Source organism: Streptomyces sp. CA-288835 (assembly GCF_050936385.1).
In the GTDB taxonomy this organism is placed as follows: domain Bacteria; phylum Actinomycetota; class Actinomycetes; order Streptomycetales; family Streptomycetaceae; genus Streptomyces.
This window is the reverse complement of the sequence record NZ_JBNJMW010000001.1, coordinates 2,459,004-2,478,278: the sequence shown is the minus strand read 5'-3', so window position 1 is coordinate 2,478,278 and position 19,275 is coordinate 2,459,004. Positions and strand designations below refer to the sequence as shown.

The following is a 19,275-nucleotide window of genomic DNA, read 5'->3' as shown; positions in this document are numbered from 1 at the left end:
ACACCATGACACTGTCCCTGGATCCCGAGATCGCCGAGGCGCTGGCCCCGATGGCCGACGCGATGGCCGAGGCCAAGCCGCCGGCTGTGGGCGACATCGCGGGCCGCCGCGCCATGTGGGAACCGATCATCGGCGCAGCGGGAGCCGCGCAGCCGATCCCGGCCGACGTGAAGACCCACGAGCACTACGCGACCGCAGACGACGGCACACAGATCAAAATGCGCTGGTACGTCAAGGACGGCGCCGAGCCCGGCCCGGCCGTGCTGTTCTTCCACGGCGGCGGATACATCCTCGGCCACATCGACCTGTTCGACGGCCCGGTCTCCCGCTACGTGTCCTCCAGCGGCGTGCCGATGCTGTCGGTCGAGTACCGCCGCGCCCCCGAGTACCCCTTCCCGACACCGCTCGAAGACGCCTACGCCGCACTGCGCTGGCTGCACGAACACGCCGCCGAGCTGGACGTCGACGCCAACCGCATCGGCGTGATGGGCGACAGCGCCGGAGGCGGCATGGCAGCGGCCCTGACGATCCTCGCCCGCGAGCGCGGCGGCCCGCGGATAGCCCGGCAGATCCTGCTCATGCCGATGCTCGACGACCGCACCACCACACCCGACCCGCACATCGATCCCTACGCTCTGTGGTCCTACGACGACAGCCTCACCGCATGGCCGGCACTGCTCGGCGAGGCCGCCGGCGGCCCCGGCGTCCCGCCCACGGCAGCTCCCGCCCGTCTCGAGGATGCGACCGGCCTGCCGCCGGCCTACATCGAGGTCGGCCAGCTCGACGTGTTCCGCGACGAGGACACCGCCTACGCGACCAAGCTCAGCCGCGCCGGCGTGCCGGTGGAGTTCCACCTTCACCCCGGCGCCCCCCACGAATTCGACTCCATCGCCTTCGACACCGACGTCGCGCGACGTGCCATCGCCGATCGGGTCCGGGTGCTCAAGTCGATCTGAGCCGTGACGAGCGGCTTGCTGTCACTTAGCAACCCACGTCGCCAGCCACATATCGCTGCGGTCCCTGGGTCAGCGAGGAAAGGGCCCGCCGGAATGCCGGGCGGTCCCTACCTCGACGTCGCCCCTGAAGCGCCTTGGCGCCGGCACGCAGGTGCTCGTCCACCCCGTACTGCGCCAGGCTGCTGATCGCCGTCAGGAGGTGAAGCAGGCACTCGATGTTCAGGCCGGTGGTCGGGTCACTCACATCACGAATCTGCTTGCTTCCATTCGAAGCATTTCATGTTCGTTAATGCTTCACAGTGGATTCACATCACCAAGACAGGAGAACATCGATGTCCGACAGGAAACCGATCGCGGGGAAGAAATCGACCGAGCCTCAAGGGGCCGCAGTGGTCCCGGCGATACCCCTCCTTATCGGCTCAACCGACAACACTGTTCCGATCACAGTCCAGCGGCGAACTTCGGTGGCGCCCGCCAACGCGTTCCGATTGATCGTTCCCATCGACCTGTCGAGCGTTTTCCACCGGGTGGCGCCCTTTCCCGGTGTCAAAGGTGTGACAAACCAGACCGAAGCATGGGATCACGTCGGTCCCACCAGGAATCCGCAGTTCGACGACGGGTCACAGGCCGACGAACAGTTGGTCGAGTACACGGAAGGCTCGAGTTTCGCGTATCAGCTGACGGGATTCACGAACATCCTCTCCCGGCTCGCGGCAGGCGTTCGAGGTGAATGGAACTTCAATCCCGACGGCGATGGCACCCTCATTCGGTGGACCTACGAATTCAAGCCTCTTCCGGGTCGTCGCTGGATTCTCGCCGGTCCATTCGCCCCCCTCTGGCGCCGATACATGGTGGCCGCCCTCGCGAGGTGCCTGCAAGTGATCGAATCGGAAGAAAACCGCTCGCAGGCGTAGTTATCGAGCCCCTCACACTCCAGGGTGTAGTCGTGGCCTGAAGCCGCCGCTTTCCATACTTGACGAGCGCAAACTCTTCGCCACGAGGATCCAGGAACTACTGGAGACCCCCCTCTTTCGAAGGTCCTGATCTCGATGCCCGGAATCGGGGTCAGGACCGTAGCCCGCATCCTCATCGACGCCGGCGACGGCAGCACCTTCCCGACCGCCGCCCACCTGGCCTCCTACGCAGGTCTGGCCCTGCGACCAGGAGTTCGGGCTCTTCGATCCGCGGTGAACAGCCCTCCCGCCGCGGCAACAAACAGCTGAAGCGGGCCTTCTCGACGAAAGGCAACAGCATGAGCGCACCCTCCCTCTCTCTTCCCGGCGGCACCTGGACTCTGGGTGACCTGATCGTCACCCGGTTCGGCTACGGCGCCATGCAACTGGCCGGCCCGTGGGTCATGGGGCCGCCCACCGATCGCGAGGGCGCCCTGGCCGTTCTGCGCGAAGCGGCGGTCGACCTCGGTATCACCCACATCGACACCAGCGACGCCTACGGGCCGCGCGTCACCAACGAGTTGATCCGCGAGGCGCTGCACCCCTATCCCGAGTCGCTGCACATCGTGACCAAGGTGGGCGCGACCCGCGACGAACAGGGTGGCTGGCCCACGGCCCGGCGACCCGAAGATCTGCGCCGCCAGGTCCACGACAACCTCAAGTCCCTCCGGCTCGACGTACTCGACCTGGTCAACCTCCGACTCGGCAACGCCGAAGGTCCCCAGCCCGGTTCGCTCGCCGAGGCGTTCGAGACGCTCGTGGAACTCCAGCAGCAGGGCTTGATCCGCCACCTCGGGGTCAGCAACGCCACCGAGGAGCAGGTCACCGAGGCACAGAGCATCGCGCCGATCGTGTGCGTGCAGAACATGTACAACCTCGCCCACCGCCACGACGACAAGCTCATCGACCGGCTCGCCACCGAAGGCGTCGCGTACGTGCCCTTCTTCCCCCTCGGAGGCTTTACCCCGCTCCAGTCCTCGGCGCTCTCGGCGGTCGCCGCTCGATTGAAGTCGACACCGATGTCCGTCGCACTGGCCTGGCTGCTGCAGCGATCACCGAACATCCTGCTCATCCCCGGCACGTCATCGACAGCGCACCTGCGCGAGAACATCGCCGGCGCGGGACTCTCCCTCTCGCATGAGGACTTGACCGAGCTGGACGACATCGGCCGCTGAATGCCCCGTAGCTGAACGGCCCACAAGCCACAAGGAGTCGTTGCCGCCGCTGAGGGTCATGCGTCGGACGTATGACCGGGCGCTGCGCGTCGGCAATGACTTGGGATCGCCGGCCACCTGTGCCATCAGCGTGCGGGACTGGGCACCGCGGCAAGGAACAACTGCTGTGACCAAGCGGTCACCCGTGCGCCAAGGCACCTGCCCACCGCTGCGCGATCAACGCGTCGCTGTCCTCCTCTTTGATCAGAAAGAAGTCATGTCATGACTCCTGAGCCCCTCACCCCCGCCAACACCACCATCGTTCTCGTCGACTACGCAGTCGGTTTCGCGAACCTTCTGCGCTCCCACAACCTCGCTGAACACATCAACAACGTCGTGGGCCTGGCGAAGACGGCGAAGTGGTACGAAAGCGGTCTGGTCGTGACCAACGGCCAGTCGAGCAAGCCGTCCGGCCCGCTGTACCCGGAGCTGTTGGAGGCCATCGGTGACCAGCCGGTCATCGAGCGTGCCGTCGACTTCAACTCCTTTTTGGACGAGTCGTTCGCCCAGGCGGTCCGGGAGGAAGGCCGGGAGAACCTGGTGGTCGGCGGCATCGCCACGGACGGATGCGTGCTGCAGACGGTGCTGGGCGGTCTGCGCGAGGGCTACCGCGTGCACGTGGCCGTCGACGCATCCGCCAGCCCCTCGCTCGAGGCACACAACGCGGCGGTGCAGCGTATGGTCCAAGCCGGCGCGGTACCGGTCACCTGGTTCTCCCTGGCCGCCGAGTTCCAGCTCGACCCCAAGTTCCACGACGCCCCGCACCGAATGCGGCTGATGCAGGAGAACGTGCCGTCCATGGGCATGAGTGCCCGGACCTTCTTCCACGCCCTCGAACTGGGCAAGCGCGCTGCCACGGCCGTCTGAACCCCTGGGGGCGGGCTCCGGCCTGCCCCCCCGGCCTTCAGGAACCAGTTTCCCCGCCGACCTCCAAGAACGGACATCCCCACATCCCTCCTGGCGGAAGCATCCGAACTCTACGGCGGCGTCATCCTCGGCCCGCCGCGCTGAACCGCTCACGGACCCGAGTGCCCGTGCCGGAACAGCCGCCACGCCTGGCTGCCGCCCGGTCTCGAAGGCACTGCCTCCGAGCCGACGGCGAGCCCGTTCCCTTTCCCGCTCCCGACCACCGCGGCCGATGTCGAGCAAGCGCCGGTCGCTCAGGAGACTTTCATGCCCCTCCCTGTCCTGTTCGGCGCGAACGTAGAGCCAAATGCCCTCCCCGTCGGCCGCTCCAGTGAGCAGGCACTACTCATCGACAGTCTCGGCCTCGACCTTCTCACCATCCAGGACCACCCGTATCAAGCGGCGTTCGACGACACCTGGACACTGCTCACCTTTCTGGCCGCGCGGACGCGACATGTCACGCTCGTCCCGACGGTCAGCTCCCTGCCGTTGCGTCCGCCGGCGGTGCTGGCCAAGGCTGCGGCGACCTTGGACAGACTGACCGGCTCCCGGGTCCAGCTCGGCCTGGGCGCCGGCGCCTTCTGGGAAGCCATCGAGGCCATGGGCGGCTCCCGACGCACGCCCAGAGAGGCCGTCGACGCACTTGAAGAGGCGATCACCGTCATCCGGGCCATGTGGAGTGGCGAGCGCAGTGTGCGGACGCACGGCGCGCACTACTCGCTCGCCGGCGTCCACCCCGGTCCGGCGCCGGCCCCCGGTCTGGGGCTGTGGCTGGGCTCGTACGGGCCCCGCATGCTGGCCCTGACCGGTGCAAAAGCGGACGGCTGGCTTCCCTCGCACGCCTACCTCGGACTCGACGCACTGCCCACGGCTGTCCGCCGCATCGACGACGCAGCCCTGCTGGCGGGCCGCGATCCGGACACGATCCGCCGGGTCTACAACATCGCCGGTGTCATCCAACCGGAGTCGGCCGGCCCGTTCCAGGGGCCCGCCGCCCAGTGGACCGAGCACCTAGTCACACTCGTGCGCACCGTCGGCATGAACGGTTTCGTCATCTGGCCCGAACGAGACCACACCCGACAGATCAGCGCGTTCGCCGCCGAAGTCGTACCCGCAGTCCGCGAAGCCCTCGCACGCAAGACCTGACCACTCCGTGCGCTCGGGCCGGGCAGCACTCCTGGCACAACGGCACCGGCTGTACCCGTCACAGTCCTTCCCTCCCCAGAGCAGCGTCTTGCTTCTCACCGGCCACAAGGGCGGCACGGTGAACTGCCCCTGTCCACCCCGCCCTCAGCGACGCCGACCACCCAACGATGCCCGCATCCGCTGCGCCGTCGAGCGCACCGGAGCCCGCGACACCTCCACCGACCAGGTACTGACCAAGCTCGCCGCCGGCTCCGCCGACCCTCACGGACAGAAACTCCTGGTCTTCCTCTTCGACCCAGCCCCAGGTGATCCCATGAACGACGAAACACCCCTCCCCGACGGATTCGAAAGCATCACCGTCACAGCGAACGGCACCCGGCTGCATGCCGTGGTCGGCGGGTCCGGTGCACCCGTACTCCTTCTGCACGGCTGGCCCCAGACATGGCGAGCCTGGCGACACCTCATGCCGGCCCTCGCCGCGCACGGTTACCGCGTCGTCGCACCCGACCTGCGCGGCATGGGTGCCTCCGACCGCCCCCCGAGCGGATACGACAAGGACACACAAGCAGAGGACATGCGCGAACTCCTCGCACAGCTCGGCATCCACGGCGGCGTAAGCGTCGTCGGGCACGACATCGGTGGCATGGTGGCCTTCGCCTACGCCCGCCGCCACCCCGAGGAAGTCGAACACCTCGTCCTCGTCGAACTCGCCCTCCCCGGCTTCGGCCTGGAGCAGGCGATGGACGTGGCCTCCGGCGGTCTGTTCCACTTCGGCCTCTTCATGACCGAAGAACTGCCCGAGCTGCTCCTCGAAGGCCGGGAAAGCGACTTCCTCACCTGGTGGTTCAACTGGGTGTCCGCGGTACCCGGAACCTTCCCGCCGGAAGAGGTCGACACCATCGCCTCCTCCTACCGCGGATACGAAGCACTGCGCGCCGGCTTCGCGCACTACCGCACCCTCCTTGACGACGGCCGCGTCAACCGGACCTGGCACGAAACCGGAGGAACCCTTCCCATGCCCGTACTCGCCGTCGGCGGCGAGCACAGCACAGGCGCCCGACTCGCCGACACTCTGAACACGGCCGCGCCGCACCTGACCGGTGCGGTGATTGAGGGCAGTGGCCACTTCGTACCCGAGGAACGTCCCGATGCCTTTGCCCGCGAGCTGCTCCCCTTCCTGTCTGCCCCGCCCCGGCCCGCCGGGCACATCTGACTGGACTGGAAACCCCGACCTGTTGAACTACTGATCGGCTGCACATCGCGGCGCGATGAGCCTGAAAGAGGAAAGCGGCGTTGGGTGTGAGGGGACTGGCGGACAGGCTGGCGGCAGCACGAGCCGATGCGCCGGTGGCCCGGTAACCGGAGCGAGCCATGTTCGACCGGATGGTGTCGGCAGCGGCAGCGCTCCCCTTGTTGCGTACCTGTACGGCCCGGGAGGTATCGGCAAGTCCACGTTGCTGCACCATGCCGCCCGGCAGGCGGAACTCGCCGGCCGCAACGTGGTGCATCTCGTCGTCCCCTGTATCTGCTCTTCGCCCGCGACCGGCTCCACCAGGCGGCAAAGCCACGACGTACGGGCGGTGGCCCGAGTCCCGGGGTAGTGCCTGCGGTACTTGGAGATGAGCAGCACACGGGTTGGTGACGGACCCTGTGCGCACGGAAATCTGTACGCATGACGCGACGCAAGGCAGTAATCATCCCCTCGGTCCTCCTCTCCCTCAGCGCGCTGACGGTCGCCACGCCTGCCGTGGGCGCCACGGCGCACGGTTCACCGGCCCCGGCGTCGAAGGCATCTGCCTCCTGGCAGAGCGGCGAGAGTGTGGTGGCCGGCATCGACCGCAGCTCCCACCCCCTGCGGACCACGAACCCCACGGGCAGTCTGCGGGACCTCGACGCGCTGGGCCGCATGCTCAAGGGCGCCGAGGTGGTGGGACTGGGCGAGGCCACCCACGGTTCGCGGGACTTCTTCCGCATGAAGCACCGGGTCTTCCGCTATCTGGTCGAGGAGAAAGGCTTCCGGACCTTCAGCCTGGAACTTCCCTGGAGCAGCGGTGTGCGGATCGACGAGTACGTGGTGCAGGGCAAGGGCAACCTCAAGGACATCGCCCGTGAGGAGTTCCAGGGTTCCTACCGGATCTGGAACAACCAGGACTACATCGACCTCATCAGATGGATGCGGGACTACAACCTCCACCACCCCGGCGACCCGGTGCGTTTCATGGGCAACGACATGGGCTATGCCGGCCCGGAACTGTACGCACGGGTCATCGACTACGTATCCCACGAGTACCCGCAACTGCTGGCGCAGGCGACCGAGTTGTACCGCGGTCTGGCCCCGACAACCGATGCCGGCACCTTCGCCGAGGAGTACTACAAGCTGCCGCTCGCCGAGCGCCAGGAGCGGGCGGAGCGGACCCGGAAGGTCTACGACCTCCTGCGCGCCCAGCGCCCCGGCCCCGGTGACAAGCAGAACCATCTGTGGATGACACAGCACGCCCTGGCCATCCACCAGATGGCCAGGGGCCTGTCCTTCGACATCGGCGACGAGGATCAAATCGCCAAGATGATGAAGCTCCGCGACCAGGTGATGGCCGAGAACGTGGAGTGGTGGCACCAGTACACCGGGAACAAGATTCTGCTGTCGGCCCACAACACCCACGTGTCCTACGACTCGTTCGACACGCGGTACCCCAAGACTCAGGGCTCCTTTCTCCGCGACGCACTGGGCAGCCGCTACGCCAGTATCGGCTTCTCGTTCTACAAGGGTTCCTTCATCGCGTTCGGCACCGACGACAACGTGATGCGCAGCTACCACGTGGACGGCGCGAAGCCGGGCTCCAACGAACAGACCCTGGACAAGGCCCGCCGGGACGACTACATCCTCGACATGCGCAAGGCCCCCGAGCCGGTGCGCGAGTGGCTGGACAAGGAGCGTGGCACCTGGAACATCGGCGCCGGATGGCCCGACCCCGTGGAATACACGGCCGCATTCGGCAAGGCCCACGACATCCTCATACACCTGCACGACATCCAGGCCACCACGTACCTCGGCACACCCTGACACCCCACCACCGACACACCTGGCGGAGGGCCGGAACGGTCCGGTTCGCCACGCGTCGTGGCGGCCAAGGACCGTTGCGGCAGCCAGGCACGTCTCCGAGTAGCGTTCGCATGGCACGCCGGTACCTCACTGCTCCGGGGCACCGCAGATGAGATTCTGGGCGATTCCGTGCAGCATGCAAGGTGGCGATGTCGCTCTCGATCCGTTGCGCGGCGGCCGACAGCACAGACAGGACCTCCCCGACGCATACGTCCTCGCTGCGACGGCTGCGGTGCGTGGCGACATTCACGGCCGCGACCCCGTGCCGGGCGTGATCCGGCACGGGGCACCGTGACGGACCGAAGCCCTTCCGCCGAGATTCGCCGCCCCAAGCCACTCGGCGTAGTCAGCCGGTAGATGCTTCGCTCCGCGCCGACGTGTCCGAGGTGATCAGGTACCTGCGTACGTTTGCCCGGAACAGGCCAGTGGTTGGCCCTCGCGACGACGCCGGCGACTTGACGAAATCGCAGCCGAGCGCTGTCCTGGCCGACCTGATGCGGTCGACCCGCGCGAGTACGGCTCCCGCACCAGCAGCAACGTCCAATGCCGACCGACAGGAATGGCCGCAGCCGTTCCCACTCGGGCGTCTGTCAAGTCTCCCCACCCCATGCCTTATGCACCGAGCCGACAATCGGACTGTCCCAGGTGAGCTGGTCATGGGAGTGTCGACTGAACACGCAGACGCCCGCCCCGGGATGGGGCGGGCGCTGGACGACGAGCGGCGTCAGTTGAGTCCGCGACGGTGAGCTTCCCGACGGATCCACCCCGCTTGGCCACCACCTGCTCCGACACGTCCTCCAGCGTCGGGAAGTACCCCATACGCTGACACAGCTACAGCGTCAGCAGCACGGCCAGCAGCACGTGCGGGCTGCCGAAGTAGCCGCGGACGATGTGCGGCTGGCGTTGGCGTCTGCGGAAGAAGCGACGGGTCTCGGCGGCGAGTTCGGCCTGGTTCCGGGCTCGGTGTTGCTTGGGCAGGCTGTGCTTGAGGTCGGCGTTGACGAACTCGTCGGGGTTCAGCTCGGGCGAGTACGGGGGCAGGAACCGCCCCGGTGCCTGGTCGGAACGGATCCCGACCTGGTCCGCGAAGAGGATCTCGCCCCCGTCCGTCTTCGCCTTCACGCGGATCTCCGGCCAGGACTCCTCGTGCCAGACACGGACGGCCTCGGGGTCCGGCTCGACAGCGCGTCTGTCCGGGCGCTCAACGACCCAGAACCTGAACCGCTTCTGATCAATAGATGTAGTGCGAGGTGGTGAAGTGGGCGTGGACGTCAACCAGCGAGCGCTCAGGCATCTTGCTCTCCCGTCACGCCGGCCGGTGTCAGGCGGTGGCCCCGACGCCACACCGCCCGGGTGTTGAGCGTCGCGGAGAGCTGCGAGGTCGGGTCACCGTCCACGAGCACCAGGTCCGCCGCGGCGCCGGGCTCGATTCGCCCGCGGTCGGTAAGGCCGAACCGGTCAGCGGTACGCCGTGTCGCCGCAGTGAGCGCCTCGACCGGACTCAGCCCGCCGGCCTCGAGCAGGCGTAGCTCGTCGTGCAGGCTGGCGCCGTGAGCGAGGCCCGGGGCACCGAGGTGGGCCGCATCGGTACCGGCCAGGACCTCGACGCCGGCGGCGTGGAGCAGCCCGACCGAGCGCAGGGCGTTGGGCAAGTGGGCGTTCCAGGCGAACTCGCGGCCCAGGTTGTCGCGCCATGCCGCGTTCAGGCGGGATGCCACACGCAGGTCGGCGGCCAGGCGTGGGCCGGCGCCGTCGGAGGCGCCGGAGGCGGTGACGGCCAAGGTGGTGATGACGAACATGCCCTGTTCGCGCATCCGGAGGATCAGGTCGTCGCTGATGACCTCGTCATAGTGCAGGTGGGTCAAGCCGTCCGCGCCCGCCTCGACAGCCACCCGTGTAGCCGTGGCGCTGAGGGCGTGGACCAGAGCCATCGCCCCGCGCTCGTGAGCCGCCTCGACAGCCGCGGCGACGACCTCGGGCGGGACCACGGGCAGCGATGTGCCGAACGCGGTGCCGTCCTCGACCATGATCTTGATGTAGTCCGCGCCCTCGGACAGGCGTCCCTCAACGAAGGCAGGCGCCTGGCTCGGGACGGTGGCGGTGGGCCACACCGGGTCGTCCAGGTCGTGCCGCAGTTGGTGAGGATGTCCGTCGGGGTGGGCGAGGCCCCACGAGGCGGTGCGGACGTCGGCCAGATCGAACTCGGTCTGCACCTTCTTCCGTACCGGGTTCATCACGTCCGGTACCGACATCATGTCCAGCTCGGTTGTCACGCCGAAGCGCAGGGCCGTGCGCAGACCGTCCTCGTCTGTATGGGTGTGGGCGTCGATCAGACCCGGCAGCAGGGTCCCGCCCCCGCCGTCGAGCTCCTCCACACCCTCGGGGACCTCGTGGCCGACAGCGGCGATCGTCCCGTCCTCGACGACGACCACCGAGGCATCGGCTATGTGCGTCCCGGTGAAAACTCGTGTGTTCGTAACCGCGAACCGACTCACAGCTCCTCCTCGCAGACTGTATCGCTCAGTACAGAGCGGCTTGCGTCAGACTGTATCGGCAAGTACAAAGCCTCTGTGCCGTGAGGCACAGAACACGGAGGAGGGGGCATGGGACACACACCGACCACCGCGCGGGGTCGCGCGACCCGAGAGCGCATCCTCGATTCGGCAGCAGACCTCATCCAGCAGCGCGGCGTCGCGGCAGTCACGCTGGACGATGTCGAACGTGCCGCAGGGGTCGGCCGCAGCCAGCTCTACCACTACTTCGACGACCGGGACGATCTCATCCGCTCCGTGGTTCATTCCACCGTGGACACGGTGCTGGCCGCACAGGAGCCGCTGCTCCTGGAAGTCGACTCACTGGCCGGTATCGACCGCTGGTTCGACGCGATCGTGGCCAACGGGACGCGGCAGGACGCGGTGGGCGGCTGCGCGATCGGCTCGTTGGCCAGCCAGCTCAGCGGCCGGGACGACCTCACCCGACAAGCGTTCGTGGATGCTTTCGCACGCTGGGAAGCACCCCTCATCGCGGGCCTGCGCCGGATGCAGGAGTCGGGCGAGCTACGCCCGGACGCGGATGTGACGGAGCTGGCCGACCTCACCATGGCCGCAATCCAGGGCGGCCTCCTGCTGGCCCAGATCCGCCGTACCCCGGACCAGCTCCGTCTCGCCCTGCGCGGCGCGCGGGCGGCGCTGGAGGACGCACTCACCCCGCTGCCCTGAACGCGGTCCACCTCCCGCCCAACGCGGGCGACCCACCACGCCGTCCAGGGTCTCAGCGGTCGGCGCCGACCCCGCCCAAGCCTCCTCGACGATTCGGGTCACGGCCCCGAGGCCGACGGGACGCAGATTCGCCTACGGCGCGGCACACACCTCCGGGCCTCCAGATAGTGCAGCGAGCCGGTCTGGGAGTGGAACGCCATCATCCTGGTTGACAGTCCAGGCCGACGCCGCCGAGCTTGTCCTGACGCTGCGGCGGTTGAGGTTGCTGGGCAAGTCTTTAATCGTGGTGTTCTGCGGGGTGGTGACATTTGGTAAATACAGGACGGTCAGCTTCCCGGCGTCATCGGTCAGTTCATGCGTCAGGCCCTGCTTCAGGTCCGTTCAGCGTGCGGCCGATCCGGTCGAGCGGGCATATTCGGTGGGCGTTTGGCCGTAGTGTTTCTTGAAGGCGCGGATGAAGTGGCTGCTGTCGACGAAGTGCCAGTGGGCGGCCAGTTCCGAGACGCTCCACCGGCCGGATGGCGATGTGAGGGCGAGCCGGGCTTCTTCCAGCCGCCGGTGGCGGATGTAGGCGGTCGCCGACTCTCCTACCGTGGCGAATGCCCGCTGCAGGGTGCGTACGGAGACGTTGAGCTCGCGTGCCAGCATCGTCGGGGACAGCTCGGGATGGGCGAGATGGCTGTTGGCGAGGTCCTTCGCGGCCCGGGTGAGTGCGGGAGCCAGCTGTGGTTCCACGTCGTCGAAGCGGCGCACCGCCACGGCCTTGGCCAGTTCGATCAGGGTGCTGTGGGCGGCGTGCACACCGGCCGGGCCGAGGTCGGTGGCCGTCTTCTGGATCATGGTCGTGTGGGCCGTCAGCAGGCGCATCTCGGCCGAGTCCGCCGGCCCGATGACAGTCCGGTTCCCGAGCAGGCGTCGGAGCGTCGCGGAGGGCAGGAAAAGGAACTGCGCCCTGGTGTGCGGCGCCGTCTCGAAGGGCATCCGCCGCCCGAAGTGCCGGAGGAGGAACTGCCCGGTCGGTACGGTGTGCTCGTCGCGGTCGGGCAGGCCGCCCAACGTCCATGCGCCGCGCCGTAATACGTGGATCACCACCAGGTCCCGATCGCCGCCCGCGGGGTCCGCGACCCGGGTGGCCGACGCCATGTGGAGATCAGCGATCACCACATCGCGCACCCGGGCGACGGATCCCTTGAGCCGGAAGTCGGCGATCGTGGCCGGGCTGAAGGCCGGCAGGGGGAAGACATCGCCGATCTGCGTCTGCCATCCACGACGGAAGGCATCGAATCCTCGCGGTGCCGCACCCGCGACCCTGGAATCCACGGCGAACGCCCCGGGCGCCAGGTCGGTCACCGATCCAGTGCTGTTCATCTCCGGTGATCCACCTCGTGCCCGATGTTCCGACGCCTTCTTGTGGCGTACATGTTCTGTCCCGACGCCGCTGCAGTTCAAGTGCCTGCCGTGCCGAGGTCTAAGAGTGGCAATCGAAGCATGTCTCAGTACGTGCTGCGGAACCTGATCCGTAAGTAGGCGGATTCGGTACGGCAGTTGAGGGCCGCATCCCTGGTGACGGGGGTGCGGCCCTTTGCCGTACGGCAGCTTGTGCGCCAGGCGTTTACAAGCCGCACGCGCGGCGCTATCTTCACCCCAAGTGAGGTGGGAGCGCTCCCACCAGACTCGTGGAAAGAGCAGACCGGAACCTGCCCGAACCACCGGGGCCCTCCCACCTCACCCGCACGTCCTCAGAGAACCGCAGCGACCCCACATCCGCAGCGCGAAGGGACGTACGTCGTCATGAGTCCTCGAAATCCTCGATTACTGCCCTTAGCGGCGTCAACTCGCTTCAGAGCATGGCTACTTGTGCTGCTCGCCCTCGTCGTCACCGCCCCCGCGCTCGGCCTCGTGGTCGCGTCCGGCGGCGAGGCGGAGGCCCACGGCACCCCCATGAAACCCGGCAGCCGCACCTTCCTGTGCTGGCAGGACGGCCTGACCGACACCGGTGAGATCAAGCCCGTGAACCCAGCTTGCAAGGCGGCGCAGCAGGTCAGCGGTACGACGCCGTTCTACAACTGGTTCTCCGTACTGCGCTCGGACGGCGCCGGCCGCACCCGCGGCTTCGTGCCCGACGGCGAGCTGTGCAGCGGCGGCAACACCAACTTCACCGGCTTCAACACCCCGAGCGACAAGTGGCCGTTGACCCACCTGACCTCGGGCGCGACCGTCGACTTCTCGTACAACGCATGGGCTGCGCACCCGGGTTGGTTCTACGTGTACATCACCAAGGACGGCTTCGACCCGACCAAGCCGCTCACGTGGAACGACATGGAGGAGCGGCCGTTCCTGAGTGTCGACCACCCGCCGCTCAACGGCAGCCCGGGCACGGTCGAGGCCAACTACTCGTGGTCCGGCAAGCTTCCGGAGGGCAAGGACGGACGCCACATCATCTACATGGTCTGGCAGCGCTCCGACAGCCAGGAGACCTTCTACTCCTGCTCCGACGTCGTCTTCGACGGCGGAAACGGCGAGGTCACAGGCATCCGCGAGCCCGGCAATCCCACCGAGCCGGTGCAGGGCACCTGCACGGCCACCCGCAAGACGACGGGCACCTGGAACCGCGGCTACCAGTCCGAGGTGACCGTCACCAACTCCGGCGACGTCTCGATGCTCGGCTGGATGGTCGACTGGACGCTGCCCAGCGGTCAGAAGGTCGAGAGCCTGTGGAGCGGCAACGCGACGTACAGCGGGCAGAACGTGATGGTCCACAACGTCGACTGGAACGGCTCGCTGGATCCGGGGGAGAGCACGACGTTCGGGTACACGGTCGAGGGCTCGGGGGGTGACGCAACGGCGACCCTGCCTTGCCGGGTCGGCTGAACCGGCGCTCGGGCGGGCCCGGTGTCGGTGACATCCATTGGCCACCGGGTCCGCCCCTCGCGATGACCTTCAGGCATTGACGCTCTGTGTCGATGTACAATAATCAGTACCGTCGTAGCGTTGTTATGTACATTCGGGAGGTCTCGGTGGCGCTGACCCACATCGATATCGACGATGAATCCCTGGAAACAGCCAAACGCCTGGGCGGCCACCGGACCAAGACGGCCGCGGTGGCAGCGGCACTGGAGGCGTACAACAAGCGACTGGCTCGCGCAGCGGCGTACGACAGGTACTTCGAGATGGCCCAGGACTGGGACATCGAGGGGGCCGAGCAGGCTCACCGAGCGGACAAGAAGGCCGTACGTCCGTGATGCGCTACCTGCTCGATTCCTCGGCGCTGTGGCGCCTGCTCCGGGACCGCGAGCTTCATGAGCGATGGCGGCCGGTGGTCATGGACGGAGACGTTTTCTCGTGCTATCCGCAGCGAGCGGAGTTCCTCCGGTCCGCACGTGACTCCAAGGAGTACAGAGCGTTCAGCGACATGTTCGCAGACCTCTACGACGATGTTTCCGTAGCCAAGAGTGCAGGCCAATGGATCAGCGCATTCCAGGAGCGGGCAGCCGACCAAGGTGCGCACACGGCCCTCTCGGCCGTCGACCTCCAGATCTGCGCAACGGCGGCCCACCACGGACTCGTCGTTCTCCATGATGACGCCGACTTCGTCACAGCCTCCCGGTTCGCTGTGGAACTGAGCCAGCACAACGTCCACGACGGCCCTCGCAATTGACCGGGCTCAGGGGGCGGGCGCGGAGACCTCCTCCGCGCCCGCCCTTCCCGTGGGGGGATTGTCCCGGCGCTCGTCAGGCCAGCAGCTCCACTTCCGCCAGGGACGCCTCGCCATCGAGGACCAGCCGATAGCGCTCGTACGTCCCCGGCTTGGCGACCGAGAACGCGCGCGTCTGCTTGTCCCAGGCGAACGACTCGCCGGCGCGTTTGTCGAGGTCCTTCCATGTGCTGCCGTCGTAGGACGAGCCCTGGAGGACCCAGCCCTTCGGAGCCTTTGCCCGATCCGAAGACGTCAGCGTGTACTGAACTGCCTTCGCCCCCTTGGCGATTGGGAGATCGACGGAGGCCGCAGAACCGCCCGTCGCCGATGTGTTGTCGAACAACGGCCCTTCCCCCTCGATGACATCGGCCCGCGGCGACGGCACCTTGTCGTCATCCGTGATCGAAGGCGGCGCCGCGTTCTTCCCCGTCCCCCACGACGACGGCTTCGAGCCCATGTCGAACTCCAGAACCCCGCCGCGCGAGATCAACGAGTGGGGGAGTGAAGTCGACGTCCATGTACGGCCGTTGACCTTCAACCCCTGTACGTACACGTTCTTCGCGTTGTTCTTGGGGGCCTTGACGACGAGGTCCCTGCCGTTGTCCAGGTGGACCGTCGCCTTGGTGAACAGCGGGGAGCCGACGGCGTACTCACCACTGCCCATCACCAGCGGATAGAAGCCCAGCGCGGAGAACAGGAACCAGGCCGACTGCTCGCCGTTGTCCTCGTCGCCGTGGTAGCCCTGGCCGATCTCGCTGCCGGTGTAGAGGCGGGACAGCACCTCGCGGACGTTCTTCTGGGTCTTCCAGGGCTGGCCGGCCGCGTCGTACATGTAGTTGACGTGGTGGGCGACCTGGTTGGAGTGGCCGTACATGCCCATTCGTACGTCTCGTGCCTCGGTCATCTCATGGATGACGCCGCCGTACGAGCCGACGAACTCCGGCGAAGCCGTCTCGGGTGTGGCGAAGTACTCGTCGAGCTTCTCCGCGAGCCCTGACCGTCCCCCGTACAGGTTCGCGAGGCCGCGCGAATCCTGCGGCGCGGTGAAGGCGTAACCCCAGCCGTTCGTCTCGGTGTAGTCGTAACCCCACACGCGCGGGTCGTACTTGGCGGACTCGACTCGCCAGTCACCCTTCTCGTTACGGCCTTGGAAGAAACCGGCTTTGTCATCGAAGAGGTTGACGTAGTCCTGGGCCCGGTCGAGGAAGTACTCGGACTCCTCCTTGTAGCGCTTCTCGCCCGTCTTCTTGTAGAGGGCCTGGCCCATCTTCGCGATGCCGTAGTCGTTGAGGTAGCCCTCCAGCGCCCACGACAGGCCCTCTTTGGTGTCGGTGCTCGTATAGCCGAGGAAGGGGGAGGTGCCCATCCCCTTGCGGCCGACCCCGGAGGACGGCGGGACGACCGTCGCGTTCTTCAGCGCCGCCTCGTACGCCGACTTGGCGTCGAAGTCGACGCCCTTGACGTACGCGTCCGCGAAGGCCACATCCGAGGAGGTGCCGGTCATCAGGTCCGCGTACCCGGGCGAGGACCAGCGTGAGGTCCAGCCGCCGTCCTTGTAGTGCTGCACGAAACCGTCGACCATGTCGCCCGCCTGATCGGGCGTCAGCAGCGAGTACGCCGGCCAGGTCGTCCGGTACGTGTCCCAGAAGCCGTTGTTGACGTACACCTTGCCGTCGACGATCTTCGCGCCGGTGTGCGTCGGGGTGTCCGGGCCGGGCATCGGCGAGAAGGGGGAGGCGTACTGGTGCTTCGAACCCACCTTCTCGAAGCCGGAGTTGGGATACAGGTACAGCCGGTAGAGGCTGGAGTACAGCGTCGTCAGCTGGTCCGGCGTCGCGCCTTCCACCTCCACCTTGCCGAGGATCCGGTCCCACTGCTTCTGGGCGCGGGACTTGACCGTGTCGAAGGACGTGCCGTCGGGAATCTCCTGGCGGAGGTTGTCCTTGGCCTGGTCGACGCTGATGAGGGAGGTCGCCAGGCGGAGAGTCACGGTGCGGTCGGGGCCCGCGTCGAAGCGCAGATGGCCCTTGACTCCGGAGGAGCCGCCGTCGGTCACGGGTGCGTCGAAGGTCCCGTACACGAAGAGCCGTGTCGCGCCCGTCGACAGTCCGGACTTTACGTCTGAGTAGCCGGTGAAGGTCCCGTTCTCCTTGTCCAGGGTCAGGCCCGCCTGGTCGGTGACGTTGTCGAAGAGCACGCTCGCGTCGTCACCGGGATAGGTGAAGCGGAGGGCGGCTGCGTGATCCGTCGGCGCCATCTCTGCCTTGAGGCCGTTCTCGAAGCGCACTCCGTAGTAGTACGGGCGGGCCGTCTCGTTCTCGTGCTTGAAGGCGAGCTCCCGGGCCTCACGTCCCGTGTCCGGGGTGCCGGAGGCGGCCGACGGCATCACCTGGAAGGTCTGCCGGTCGCCCATCCAGGGACTGGGTTCGTGGCTGGCGCTGAACGCCTGGATGGTCGGCAGGTTGTCCGCGTTGTTCGCACGTGCGTAGTCGTACAGCCAACTCAGCGAGCCCGCGTTGGTGACCGGCGTCCAGAAGTTGAAGCCATGCGGCACGGCCGTGGCGGGGAAGTTGTTGCCGCGCGAGAAGGCGCTGCTGGAGTTGGTGCCGCGGGTCGTCAGTGCGTAGTCGGACACATGCGCCTTGGGCTTCTCGGGCGCTACGGACCGCAGCGCCACGTCGTCGAGCCAGCCGCGGAACTTCGCGGGGCCCTTGGGGGAGTCGTACGCGACCAGGATCCGGTCCACCGTCTTCCCGGCCGCGACGGAGCCGATCCGTGAGACGACGTTGTTCCACTGGTTGACGTACAGGACCTTGGCGGCGCCCTGCCCCTGCGGGGTCAGCGCGAATCCATGCTGGTCGGTGGCGCGCAGGTCGCTCAGGTAGGTGCCGTCGGTGAAGGCCAGGTCCACGGACGCGTTCGTGGCGGCGTAGTCGCGGTCGCCGTCCGCCATCGACGGGAAGATCCGGTACGCCAGCTCGGTGTTCCGCCCGACGCGGACGTTGACGTCGAAGACCTTGTTGTACGAGTAGGCGCGGCTGTCCGCCTTGTGGTTGCCCGCGTAGCGCAGGGCCCGCTTGCCGGTGAAGCCGGCGCCCGCCTTGGCGGTCGGGGAGCCGCTCGGGCCGCGGTCCACGAGGGAGAGCATGTCCTTGGGTGCGGGCTCCTCGTCGCCGCCGGTCGAGAACTGCACGTCGGCGAGTTGCAGGGCGTCGGAGGCGCCGTTGTTCTTGGTGAAGTCGAGCCGGAAGTGCTGGTACTCGGCCGGCTCGGTGAGGTCGTACGACTTTGTCTGGAACCGCTCGCCGAAGGATTCGCCGGTTCGGCTGTCGAGGGTCTTCCAGTCCTTGCCGTCCGTGGAGCCCTTCAGGGTCCAGTCCACGGGGTCGCGCTCGTCGTGGTCGTTGGCCGAGGTCAGCGCGTAGGTGGCCAGCTTGACCGGGGCGTCCAGGTCGAACTCGGCCCAGCCGGTGGGCGCGAAGGTCAGCCACTTGGTGCTCGGTTCGACGTCGACGAGGTTCTCCTTCACCTCGCCGCCGCCGGTGTTCTCGCCGCTCGCGCGGACGTCGGTGACGTGCTCGGTGACATTGCCGGGGATGCCGGTGCTGAAGCCGCCGTCCACGCCCGAGGAGCGTTTCGTCCCGTCAGGTGTCGTATCGACCGTATTGAGCCAGTCGGGGGCCGGATCGTCCGCCTCGAAGGAGGAGGCGAACTCCCGGTCCGCTGCCGCCGCTTGGCCCGGCCGGGCGACGGCGGCGCCCTGCGAGGCCACCACCAGTGCTAATGCCGTCGCTCCGAGAAGTGCCGTGGAACCCCATCTGTGCCGAGATCTGCCGTGCCGAGATCTGTGCCGCATCTACCAGAATCCCTCGCGAAGTGGACAACGTTGTCAATCCGCTGTGCGGGGTCCAGTAGGGCGCCAAGTGGCCAGTGGTGTCAAGGGTGTTGGAAGGGGCGTATGCGATGTGAAGAGCCGCAAGGTGCCGGTATCACTCAATTGGCCGAGGTCAGGAGAGGTTCGGCGGACGCGCGGGAAATTCAATGGTGTGTCACATATCCGCGAGATCTCAACTAGGGAAAGAGTG

At 67.2% G+C, this 19,275-nt stretch carries 15 protein-coding genes and 1 pseudogene; 12 read left to right on the top strand and 4 right to left on the bottom strand.

The genetic code is table 11. The annotated features are described in order from the left end of the window. Window positions 1-5: 5 nt before the first annotated feature. The 8 genes and pseudogenes from ACQEVY_RS11160 (at window position 6) to ACQEVY_RS11125 (ending at window position 8,236) form a co-directional block, all read left to right on the top strand. Window positions 6-956: an alpha/beta hydrolase gene (locus ACQEVY_RS11160; protein WP_432947351.1), complete on the top strand. Its 951-nt coding sequence runs from the start codon at window positions 6-8 to the stop codon at window positions 954-956. 332 nt (window positions 957-1,288) lie between these two features. Then, window positions 1,289-1,870 carry an SRPBCC family protein gene (locus ACQEVY_RS11155; protein WP_432947349.1) on the top strand — a complete coding sequence of 194 codons (582 nt, stop codon included), beginning with the start codon at window positions 1,289-1,291 and terminating at the stop codon, window positions 1,868-1,870. 88 nt (window positions 1,871-1,958) lie between these two features. Continuing rightward, window positions 1,959-2,187, top strand: a pseudogene (locus tag ACQEVY_RS11150) (IS110 family transposase); the annotation flags it as partial. Window positions 2,188-2,208: 21 nt separating this feature from the next. Next, window positions 2,209-3,084: an aldo/keto reductase family oxidoreductase gene (locus ACQEVY_RS11145; protein WP_432955172.1), complete on the top strand. Its 876-nt coding sequence runs from the start codon at window positions 2,209-2,211 to the stop codon at window positions 3,082-3,084. A 261-nt stretch (window positions 3,085-3,345) separates the two neighbouring features. Further along, complete coding sequence (locus ACQEVY_RS11140; RefSeq protein WP_432947347.1) at window positions 3,346-3,990, top strand: isochorismatase family protein; 645 nt, start codon at window positions 3,346-3,348, stop codon at window positions 3,988-3,990. A 306-nt stretch (window positions 3,991-4,296) separates the two neighbouring features. Next, window positions 4,297-5,175 (top strand): LLM class flavin-dependent oxidoreductase, encoded by an 879-nt coding sequence (locus ACQEVY_RS11135; RefSeq protein WP_432947345.1) that lies wholly within the window; start codon window positions 4,297-4,299, stop codon window positions 5,173-5,175. A gap of 88 nt (window positions 5,176-5,263) precedes the next feature. Beyond that, window positions 5,264-6,388, top strand: coding sequence for an alpha/beta fold hydrolase (locus ACQEVY_RS11130; RefSeq protein ID WP_432947343.1), 1,125 nt, complete (start codon window positions 5,264-5,266; stop codon window positions 6,386-6,388). Between the two features lie 459 nt (window positions 6,389-6,847). Beyond that, window positions 6,848-8,236, top strand: coding sequence for an erythromycin esterase family protein (locus ACQEVY_RS11125; RefSeq protein WP_432947341.1), 1,389 nt, complete (start codon window positions 6,848-6,850; stop codon window positions 8,234-8,236). Between the two features lie 870 nt (window positions 8,237-9,106). Here the strand turns inward: ACQEVY_RS11125 and ACQEVY_RS11120 are convergent. Then, window positions 9,107-9,397, bottom strand: coding sequence for a transposase (locus ACQEVY_RS11120; RefSeq protein WP_432947339.1), 291 nt, complete (start codon window positions 9,395-9,397; stop codon window positions 9,107-9,109). A 164-nt stretch (window positions 9,398-9,561) separates the two neighbouring features. Next, on the bottom strand, window positions 9,562-10,770 hold the full coding sequence (locus ACQEVY_RS11115; protein ID WP_432947337.1) for an amidohydrolase family protein: 1,209 nt from the start codon (window positions 10,768-10,770) through the stop codon (window positions 9,562-9,564). A 108-nt stretch (window positions 10,771-10,878) separates the two neighbouring features. Between ACQEVY_RS11115 and ACQEVY_RS11110 the strand changes: the two genes are divergently transcribed. After that, entirely contained in the window at window positions 10,879-11,493 is a 615-nt protein-coding gene (locus ACQEVY_RS11110) for a TetR/AcrR family transcriptional regulator (RefSeq protein WP_432947335.1), read from the top strand. A gap of 381 nt (window positions 11,494-11,874) precedes the next feature. Here ACQEVY_RS11110 and ACQEVY_RS11105 read toward each other — a convergent pair whose 3' ends face one another. Further along, window positions 11,875-12,861 (bottom strand): helix-turn-helix domain-containing protein, encoded by a 987-nt coding sequence (locus ACQEVY_RS11105; protein WP_432947333.1) that lies wholly within the window; start codon window positions 12,859-12,861, stop codon window positions 11,875-11,877. Between the two features lie 423 nt (window positions 12,862-13,284). Between ACQEVY_RS11105 and ACQEVY_RS11100 the strand changes: the two genes are divergently transcribed. The 3 genes from ACQEVY_RS11100 to ACQEVY_RS11090 all read left to right on the top strand — a co-directional run bounded on the left by ACQEVY_RS11100 (window position 13,285) and on the right by ACQEVY_RS11090 (window position 15,151). Further along, window positions 13,285-14,364: a lytic polysaccharide monooxygenase auxiliary activity family 9 protein gene (locus ACQEVY_RS11100; RefSeq protein WP_432947331.1), complete on the top strand. Its 1,080-nt coding sequence runs from the start codon at window positions 13,285-13,287 to the stop codon at window positions 14,362-14,364. Window positions 14,365-14,489: 125 nt separating this feature from the next. Beyond that, entirely contained in the window at window positions 14,490-14,735 is a 246-nt protein-coding gene (locus tag ACQEVY_RS11095) for a type II toxin-antitoxin system VapB family antitoxin (protein WP_328768036.1), read from the top strand. Next, window positions 14,735-15,151: a PIN domain-containing protein gene (locus ACQEVY_RS11090; RefSeq protein ID WP_432947329.1), complete on the top strand. Its 417-nt coding sequence runs from the start codon at window positions 14,735-14,737 to the stop codon at window positions 15,149-15,151. Before ACQEVY_RS11095 ends, ACQEVY_RS11090 begins: the two co-directional genes overlap by 1 nt. Window positions 15,152-15,224: 73 nt before the next feature. Here ACQEVY_RS11090 and ACQEVY_RS11085 read toward each other — a convergent pair whose 3' ends face one another. After that, window positions 15,225-19,046 carry a GH92 family glycosyl hydrolase gene (locus ACQEVY_RS11085; protein WP_432947327.1) on the bottom strand — a complete coding sequence of 1,274 codons (3,822 nt, stop codon included), beginning with the start codon at window positions 19,044-19,046 and terminating at the stop codon, window positions 15,225-15,227. Window positions 19,047-19,275: the final 229 nt, after the last annotated feature.